The organism is Halomonas sp. NO4 (genome assembly GCF_010994375.1).
Classification (GTDB): Bacteria; Pseudomonadota; Gammaproteobacteria; order Pseudomonadales; family Halomonadaceae; genus Halomonas.
In genome coordinates this window covers 1-4,107 of the sequence record NZ_WHMA01000077.1, presented here as the reverse complement: position 1 = coordinate 4,107, position 4,107 = coordinate 1, and the positions used below count along the sequence as shown (strand labels likewise).

Annotated in this window: 3 protein-coding genes and 2 rRNA genes; all 5 read left to right on the top strand. The window is 60.7% G+C overall.

Annotated elements, in window-relative coordinates:
* Nucleotides 1-1,723 (top strand): 23S ribosomal RNA (locus tag FEF15_RS19110); the annotation flags it as partial.
* A gap of 82 nt (nt 1,724-1,805) precedes the next feature.
* Nucleotides 1,806-1,921, top strand: a 5S ribosomal RNA gene (gene rrf, locus FEF15_RS19105).
* Between the two features lie 151 nt (nt 1,922-2,072).
* A complete protein-coding gene (locus FEF15_RS19100; protein WP_163561054.1) occupies nt 2,073-2,234 on the top strand; it encodes a hypothetical protein in 162 nt (53 codons plus the stop codon).
* A 228-nt stretch (nt 2,235-2,462) separates the two neighbouring features.
* Nucleotides 2,463-2,897 (top strand): DUF2721 domain-containing protein, encoded by a 435-nt coding sequence (locus FEF15_RS19095; protein WP_163561052.1) that lies wholly within the window; start codon nt 2,463-2,465, stop codon nt 2,895-2,897.
* A gap of 1 nt (nt 2,898) precedes the next feature.
* A complete protein-coding gene (gene rlmM, locus FEF15_RS19090) occupies nt 2,899-3,993 on the top strand; it encodes a 23S rRNA (cytidine(2498)-2'-O)-methyltransferase RlmM (RefSeq protein ID WP_163561050.1) in 1,095 nt (364 codons plus the stop codon).
* The last annotated feature ends 114 nt before the right edge of the window (nt 3,994-4,107 follow it).

Below are 4,107 nucleotides of genomic sequence, written 5' to 3'. Positions count from 1 at the left end.
CACGCGGTAGAGGAGCGTCGTGTAGGCCGATGAAGGTCGATCGAGAGGTCGGCTGGAGGTATCACGAGTGCGAATGCTGACATGAGTAACGACAAGGGGCGTGAAAAACGCCCCCGCCGGAAGACCAAGGGTTTCTGTTCGACGCTAATCGGAGCAGAGTGAGTCGGCCCCTAAGGCGAGGCCGAAAGGCGTAGTCGATGGGAAACGGGTCAATATTCCCGTACCTCACGGTATTGCGATGGGGGGACGAAGAAGGCTAGGTGAGCCAGGCGTTGGTAGTCCTGGTGAAAGTCAGTAGGCTGAGGGGTCAGGCAAATCCGGTCCCTCACGGCCGAGAGACGAGACGAACAGCCCACGGGCTGGAAGTCATCGATGCCACGCTTCCAGGAAAAGCCTCTAAGCTTCAGATACCGTGAGACCGTACCCCAAACCGACACAGGTGGTCAGGGTGAGAATCCCCAGGCGCTTGAGAGAACTCGGGTGAAGGAACTAGGCAAAATGGTGCCGTAACTTCGGGAGAAGGCACGCCGGCTTAGGGTGAAGGCACTTGCTGCCGGAGCCCGAACCGGTCGAAGATACCAGGTGGCTGCAACTGTTTATTAAAAACACAGCACTCTGCCAACGCGTAAGCGGACGTATAGGGTGTGACGCCTGCCCGGTGCCGGAAGGTTAAGTGATGGTGTTAGCGCAAGCGACGCTCCTGATCGAAGCCCCGGTAAACGGCGGCCGTAACTATAACGGTCCTAAGGTAGCGAAATTCCTTGTCGGGTAAGTTCCGACCTGCACGAATGGCGTAATGATGGCCACGCTGTCTCCACCCGAGACTCAGTGAAATTGAAATCGCCGTGAAGATGCGGTGTACCCGCGGCTAGACGGAAAGACCCCGTGAACCTTTACTATAGCTTCACACTGGACGCTGATGTTGCTTGTGTAGGATAGCTGGGAGGCTTGGAAACCCGGACGCCAGTTCGGGTGGAGCCGACCTTGAAATACCAGCCTGGCATCATTGGCGTTCTAACTTGGCACCGTGATCCGGTGTGAGGACAGTGTGTGGTGGGTAGTTTGACTGGGGCGGTCTCCTCCCAAAGCGTAACGGAGGAGCACGAAGGTACCCTCAGCACGGTCGGAAATCGTGCAATGAGTGCAAGAGCATAAGGGTGCTTGACTGCGAGACAGACACGTCGAGCAGGTACGAAAGTAGGTTCTAGTGATCCGGTGGTTCTGTATGGAAGGGCCATCGCTCAACGGATAAAAGGTACTCCGGGGATAACAGGCTGATACCGCCCAAGAGTTCACATCGACGGCGGTGTTTGGCACCTCGATGTCGGCTCATCACATCCTGGGGCTGAAGTCGGTCCCAAGGGTATGGCTGTTCGCCATTTAAAGTGGTACGCGAGCTGGGTTTAGAACGTCGTGAGACAGTTCGGTCCCTATCTGCCGTGGGCGTTGGAGATTTGAGAAGGGCTGCTCCTAGTACGAGAGGACCGGAGTGGACGCACCTCTGGTGTTCCGGTTGTCACGCCAGTGGCACTGCCGGGTAGCTATGTGCGGACGGGATAACCGCTGAAGGCATCTAAGCGGGAAGCCCCCTTCAAGATGAGATCTCCCCGAGGCCTCGAGCCTCCTGAAGGGCCCAGCAAGACCAGCTGGTGGATAGGCCGGGTGTGGAAGCGCTGCAAGGCGTTGAGCTAACCGGTACTAATGGCCCGTGAGGCTTGACCATATAACCCCAAGGGGTCTGCGCATGACGCGCACGATGACGGATACGACGAGACGGTCCGGTCGGCATGATTCACGCTTTTTCGCCTGACGACCACAGCGAGCGGGAACCACCTGATCCCATGCCGCACTCAGCAGTGAAACCGCTCAGCGCCGATGGTAGTGTGGGGCTTCCCCATGCGAGAGTAGGTCATCGTCAGGCACCTTATCCCGAAACCCCGGGCTCATACGAGCTCGGGGTTTTGCTTTTTTGGGTTGCCCGTACGGTTTGCCGTCAGGAGCTAATAATTAGACTTTAGGATGTAGACTAAGGTATAATGCATTGCAACATACCAAGCGATGTGAGATATCCCATGAGCAATGCCAAGATGACCTTCCCGACGATCTGGGATCGGAGCGCCGCCCGTCCATCGGTTTCCAAGCCCTTCCTGCGCCGGTGCTGGAATGGCGTAATCAAGCTTGCCGAGATCCAGTGCCGGGCTCAGGCTCGCCGTGGCTTTCTGCCCTACACCTGATTCTCGATGCCATGCCCCTTGGGCTGTGCGATGCACAACACGGCCTGGGGGCCTATCGATACAAGCCTCGGTCGCATGCGCCCCGGGGCTTGTTTGCATCGGCGATCATCATGAAAGGTCGCTGCCTTGCTGGATGGGACGTGGAGGAGAGTGGATGACGCTGCAAGGGACGGGCCTGGATGGGCGCTGGTATCATGGGGTTGGTTGTACTGATGGAGCCTTCTCGCCGTGACCCTGACGACGCCGGCCTTGCTGTTCCCTGCCATATCGCTGCTGTTGCTCGCTTACACCAACCGTTTCCTCGTGCTGGCTCAGCTGATTCGCAAGCTGGCGGAGGAGGAGCGGAGCCAGCACCAGGATGTGACAGCGCGTCAGATCCAGATGCTGCGCAAGCGTATTTCCCTCACCAAGCGCATGCAGGTGGCCGGGGTGCTGAGCTTTCTGCTCTGTACCCTGTCGATGTTCGCGCTCTTCCTGTCGCTGGAACTCCTGGGCTTGATCCTCTTCGGTGCCAGCCTGATCACCCTGTCGATCTCGCTGGTCTATTCGCTGTGGGAGGTGTTGTTGTCGACCAACGCCCTGAACGTGCAATTGCAGGACATCGAGGCCCTGGGCGGTGCTCGACAGCGCGAGTCCCACCACACGTCGGAAAAGAGGCGCTGATATGCCGACTGCATCGCGCCAGAGCGCCGCACTGATCCCGAAACGACTGTTGCTCTATTGTCGTCCCGGCTTCGAGGCCGATTTGGCTGCCGAGGTCACGGAGCGCGCCAGTGATCTGGGGTGGGACGGAGAGGCCGAAATGGACGCCATGGCCGGCTATGTGAACTTCCGGCTCAGTGACGGGCAGCCGATCAATCCCTTGCACCAGGCGCTGCGGCTAGACGCACTGGTGTTTGCGCGGCAGTGCCTGGTGGGGTTGCCGCCGCTGAGCCTGTCGCGTGATGACCGCCTGACGCCGATTATCGAGCAGGTGCTCGCCAGTGGCTGGAGTTGCGAGTCGGTGTGGCACGAGACTCCCGACACCAACGACGGCAAGGCCCTGTCGGGATTGATCAAGGCCCTGGCACGTCCGCTGGAGTCGCTGCTCAGGAAGCGCGGCGCCTTGCGCCGCAAGGCGGGCGGTCGGCGGCTGCATCTGCTGTGGAGCGCCGGTGACCGGGTACAGCTGGGGATGAGCTTTCCCGGCAACCGCAGCGATCTTCCCGGGGGCATCCGCCGTCTCAAGTTTCCCCAGCAGGCCCCGAGCCGTTCGACGTTGAAGCTGGAAGAGGCGTGGCACGCCTTCGTGCCGCGGGACGAGTGGCCAGAGCGCCTTGGCGAGGGCATGCAGGCCGCCGATCTGGGCGCGGCCCCCGGGGGCTGGACCTGGCAGCTGGTGCAGCGTGGCATGCATGTCTTCGCCATCGACAACGGCCCCATGGACAAGGGATTGATGGCCACCGGGCTGGTGGAGCACCTGCGTGCGGATGGCTTCGTCTGGGAGCCGCCGTATCGGCTGGACTGGCTGGTGTGTGACATCGTCGACAAGCCGGCACGGGTCACGGCCATGATGGAGCGCTGGCTGGTGCGGCGCTGGTGCCGCGAGGCCATCTTCAATCTCAAGCTGCCCATGAAACGCCGTTGGGAAACGGTGTCAGGCTGCCTTGCGGACCTGAGCTCCTCCCTGGAAGAAGCCGGCGTCCGGGCGGCGATCGCCTGCCGGCATCTCTACCATGACCGTGAGGAGGTCACGGTCCATGTCAGGCTGCTGGGCTGAGCAATGGCGCTGTGCGCCAAGGCGTGAATGCTCCCGCGCATCATGCTGCGCATGGATGCGGGGCTTCCCGCTCTCGCTGCCAGAGCGTTGAGAGCGTGACCGGCATTCTCGGTT